Source organism: Cuspidothrix issatschenkoi CHARLIE-1, assembly GCF_002934005.1.
In the GTDB taxonomy this organism is placed as follows: Bacteria; Cyanobacteriota; Cyanobacteriia; order Cyanobacteriales; family Nostocaceae; genus Cuspidothrix; species Cuspidothrix issatschenkoi.
Genome location: NZ_PGEM01000187.1, coordinates 1 through 3,602, shown reverse-complemented (window position 1 = coordinate 3,602; position 3,602 = coordinate 1). Strand labels below are relative to the sequence as shown.

Sequence of the window (3,602 nt, the reverse complement as noted above, 5' to 3'; positions counted from 1 at the left end):
AATACTCAGGTCTTCACAGGGAAAATTATCAATACTTTTATCATCTAACCAATCTTCCTTTTCCCGTTTCGCAACTGCTAACATTACCCGTCTTGTTTCCTCGTCTGCTTCCTTCCATTTCCCTTGTGCGAGGTAGTCACGCAGTTTGCTGTAGTCCATATTAGATGTTTGTAGAGACGTTCCATGGAACGTCTCTACATTAATGGGTTGCGTAATATCAAAATTAATAGGTTGTTGAACCACCAAACCCAAATTTTCCCGAAACTTCAACACCGTCGGAGTCCGGTTTTCCGGTTCTATTTCCATACCCTGCAAAATAGCATTATTCACCCTCTGACTAATGCCAGAATTATAATGTTTTGGTGCGGGTAAAGGTTCATCATCATATTTCCGGTTCGTTGCGGGTACTGGACAAAATTTCTCTTCTGGTTTCAATCTTGTATCTGCTTTCAATCCATCAGCCGTGAGCAGATAATATAAAGTAGCAGCTAAAGCGTAAACATCGGTGTGAGAACCAAAACTCCCTTTGCGACGATATTGTTCAATAGGTGCATAACCTTCCGTTAAAGAAGCAGTCATACTTTTAGTAGCCATACTGCGAGTTAAACCAAAATCAATTAAAACCGCTTCTTGTTTATTTTGGCGTAAAAGAATATTTGCAGGTTTAATGTCTCGGTGTAAACTGCCTTTAGCGTGAATATATTCTAAAGCCTGACCAATTTGATCTATATATAATAGTGCTTCGCTTTCGGTAAGTTGTCCCCTTTGTCTAATATATTGAGATAAAGTTACTCCATCAATATATTCCATCACCACGCCAAAAAGCTGACCTTCTTGAATGACTTCATGGACTTTGAGAATATGCTGATGATCAAAACCTTTAATTGTCAAGGCTTCGTTAATAAACTTAACCTGTTGTTCTGCAAAGTCATCTCGCAATTGCATTTGCTGATTGAGGGTTTTAATGGCGTATAATTTACCCGTGCTAGGTTCTAAGGCTTTGTATGTAGTCCCAAAACCACCACTACCCAAGGGTTTACCCTGAATGATAAATCTACCGTTGTTAATTTGTTGCCCTGGTTGCCAAATAATCATACCCTTGTAGATATGGTGAAGATTAATTCAATTATATCCTGGTAATTATATCATTGCGTTGCTTAGATCCCCGACTTCTTGAGAAATAGAAATTAAGCTACTCCATAACCAGTATAAGGACGTTTGTATGGTGGTTGTAAACCAAAAACAATATCCTCTTTTGGTACTCCCATATTGACCAATTCTTGAGCTAAATCTGTTTCTGTGGTATTTTGTTGAATCCAGATTTTGTTATTTTTAATGTCAAAATGAATGATAGTGTAATAAATTCTTTGAAATCCATTCCATCCTACATACATTAGTTGATAATGATCATTATTTGTATCGAAAATTAATTCATTATCTATTTCATCATATTTTGGTTTGTATTTGCCATGTTCTTTGAGAATGGTTTGAATACATTGACGATAATGTTCTAAATTTGCCATTTGACAATTACCTCCGCTATTGGATTATAGACTATGATTTTAATGTTATATTTTTCTACTGCTATTTTAGCAAGTCGAGTTTGAAAGAAGGAGATATAAGTATCATTGGGAACTGCTAAATATAATTCTCGTTCTGATTGAGTTTCTTCTAAAATAATTTGATAATTGAGAAATTGTCCTAATGCTGTATGAAAATCACTTACGGGGGAATTGCTTGCAAAACTCTTGATTTCTATAGCAATTTTTTCCTCTCCTTTGTCTGCTGCTATTAGTCTTTCTGCACCTAAATCAATTTTAAGTTTTGTTTCCTCAAGCTGAATTTCTAAAGGATCATGAGTAATTAACCATTGTTCTTTTAATAATGCGTTGACAACTGCTTGATGAAATAAATCTCTTGCTGACATAGTTATTTAGGATTTAATTTATTTGTCAGAATCAGGATATCCAGGATTTAAGGATTTTCAGGATGTTGTTGGATGATTTTTGGTGGGGAGTTTGAGGTTTTATTTGTCTCTATCTAACTTCCGTTGTAAGATAGCAGAAGCAGATTCAAAAAACTCCCCTGCATCAATACTAATAACAACAGTATAATTAATATTTTCGTTTAAGTTGGTCAACAGCAATCACCTTTCCTTGTTTTACGTTTTCTCTAGCATGATCAAAATTTTCTTTAAATCCTACAATCTCTAATAACTCTTGAGTAGCATCATCTTCTCTTGTTGCTAAATATGCTAAAAAATCAACTGCTACTAGTAATTTTTCAGGTGACAGTTGTTCAACATATTCTTGGATTTGTTCACGAAGTTCTAATGTATTCATAGATTATTTTGATTATTTACCCAATTTGATTATATCTTATCCTGTAATATTCTGAATCAGGACACCCTTCGGGAAGTCAAAAGTCAAACGTTATTAATTTGTTGCCCTGGTTGCCAAATAATCATACCCTTGTAGATATGGTGAAGATTAATTCAATTATATTCTGGTAATTATATCATGGCGTTGCGTTAGATCCCCGACTTCTTGAGAAATAGAAATTAAGCTACTCCATAACCAGTATAAGGACGTTTGTATGGTGGTTGTAAACCAAAAACAATATCCTCTTTTGTTACTGGATGATTTTTGGTGGGAGTTTGAGGTTTTTTTGTCTGAATCAGGATGTCCAGGATTTGAGGATTTTCAGGATGTTACTGGATGATTTTTGGTGGGGAGTTTGAGGTTTTTTTTGTCAGAATCAGGATGTCTGGTTACTGAGCGAAGTCGAAGTACAGGATTTGAGGATTTTCAGGATGTTGTTGGATAATTTTTGGTGGGGAGTTGGGGATTTTTCAGGATGTTTTTGAATGATTGTTTTTGAATAATTTAAATCATCTATAAATTACCATCCTGTCAATCCTTTAATCCCGGTTATCCTGATTTGTGACGAGATTTAGATCCCCGACTTCTTAGACAATTTATCTGTTAAATGGAAAGATTAACAAAAGAAGTCGGGGATCTTTTTCCATGTCTCGAAAACCTAGAATTTTACAATCAGGATATTCTTATCACGTTACTATTAGATGTAACAACCGTGAGTTTCGTTTAACTAAATTAGAATGTCGTCAGGTTCTCGTTTATGCGATTAAAAAAGCAATAGAAAAATATAACTTTAAATTATACGGTTTGTGCATTATGAGTAATCATATTCATTATCTCATGGAACCGCAACAACCAGAGGATTTACCGAAAATTATGCACTGGTTAAACTGGTACACTGGGATGTGTTTTAACCAAATGTTGAACCGTAGCGGACATTTTTGGGAAAAGCGTTATCATAGTACGGGGTTTGCAAATACAGATAAGAAACGCGCTTTAAATACTTTACGTTATATTCATGCTAACCCTAAAGCGGCGGGTGTGCAACAAGGATTATTTTATGATTTTAGTAATTATGGGGTTCACGATAGGTTAGGTGATGATGGTATCACAACTTGGCATCCGGCTTTTTTATCGTTAGGACGTACTTTAGATGAGTGTGCGACTAAATATAGAGGTTTCTGTAAAAAATACCGTCCCCAACCGAAACCGGAAAAGCGACAA

Annotated in this window: 5 protein-coding genes and 1 pseudogene; 1 reads left to right on the top strand and 5 read right to left on the bottom strand. The window is 35.2% G+C overall.

Annotated features, from left to right (window positions below; all coding sequences use genetic code 11):
* From CUN59_RS19610 to CUN59_RS22210, 5 genes and pseudogenes are all read right to left on the bottom strand, one after another.
* A partial coding sequence (locus CUN59_RS19610) for a protein kinase domain-containing protein (protein ID WP_104389414.1) occupies window positions 1-1,095 on the bottom strand: 1,095 nt, incomplete at its 3' end.
* A gap of 92 nt (window positions 1,096-1,187) precedes the next feature.
* Complete coding sequence (locus CUN59_RS19605) at window positions 1,188-1,523, bottom strand: XisI protein (RefSeq protein WP_104389413.1); 336 nt, start codon at window positions 1,521-1,523, stop codon at window positions 1,188-1,190.
* Window positions 1,511-1,927: a XisH family protein gene (locus CUN59_RS19600; protein WP_104389412.1), complete on the bottom strand. Its 417-nt coding sequence runs from the start codon at window positions 1,925-1,927 to the stop codon at window positions 1,511-1,513. Before CUN59_RS19600 ends, CUN59_RS19605 begins: the two co-directional genes overlap by 13 nt.
* 187 nt (window positions 1,928-2,114) lie before the next feature.
* The gene (locus CUN59_RS19590; RefSeq protein ID WP_104389411.1) at window positions 2,115-2,342 is read right to left on the bottom strand and encodes a hypothetical protein; all 228 of its coding nucleotides are present in this window, start codon (window positions 2,340-2,342) and stop codon (window positions 2,115-2,117) included.
* A gap of 218 nt (window positions 2,343-2,560) precedes the next feature.
* Window positions 2,561-2,635: pseudogene (locus CUN59_RS22210) on the bottom strand (XisI protein); the annotation flags it as partial.
* Window positions 2,636-3,026: 391 nt separating this feature from the next.
* Here CUN59_RS22210 and CUN59_RS19580 point away from each other — a divergent pair.
* The coding region (locus CUN59_RS19580; protein WP_104389410.1) for a transposase at window positions 3,027-3,602 on the top strand (576 nt) is incomplete at its 3' end.